The sequence below is a fragment of the Pauljensenia sp. UMB3104 genome (genome assembly GCF_030217285.1).
Taxonomy (GTDB): domain Bacteria; phylum Actinomycetota; class Actinomycetes; order Actinomycetales; family Actinomycetaceae; genus Pauljensenia.
This window is the reverse complement of sequence record NZ_JASONN010000506.1, coordinates 1-245: the sequence shown is the minus strand read 5'-3', so window position 1 is coordinate 245 and position 245 is coordinate 1. Positions and strand designations below refer to the sequence as shown.

Genomic DNA, 245 nt, shown 5'->3' with positions numbered 1-245 from the left:
CAAGATTGTCGTCAGAGCGTCGACGAAAGGAACGCCAGCGATCACCGTTCGATACAGGTCGGGAGCCATATTCAACACGGCACCCATCAACAGACCACCGGCACTTCGTCCCTCAGCAATGAGGCGTCCGGGAGCAACCCACCCTGATTCGACCATCCAACGCCCAACGTCAATGAAGTCGGTGAAAGTATTCACCTTCACGGCTTCCTTCCCATCGTCATACCACGCGCGCCCCAGTTCGCCAC

General features: G+C 57.6%; 1 protein-coding gene. It reads right to left on the bottom strand.

What is annotated here, in order from left to right; all coding sequences use genetic code 11:
* On the bottom strand, positions 1 to 245 hold a 245-nt coding region (locus QP415_RS12575; RefSeq protein ID WP_285100295.1), incomplete at both ends, for a prolyl oligopeptidase family serine peptidase.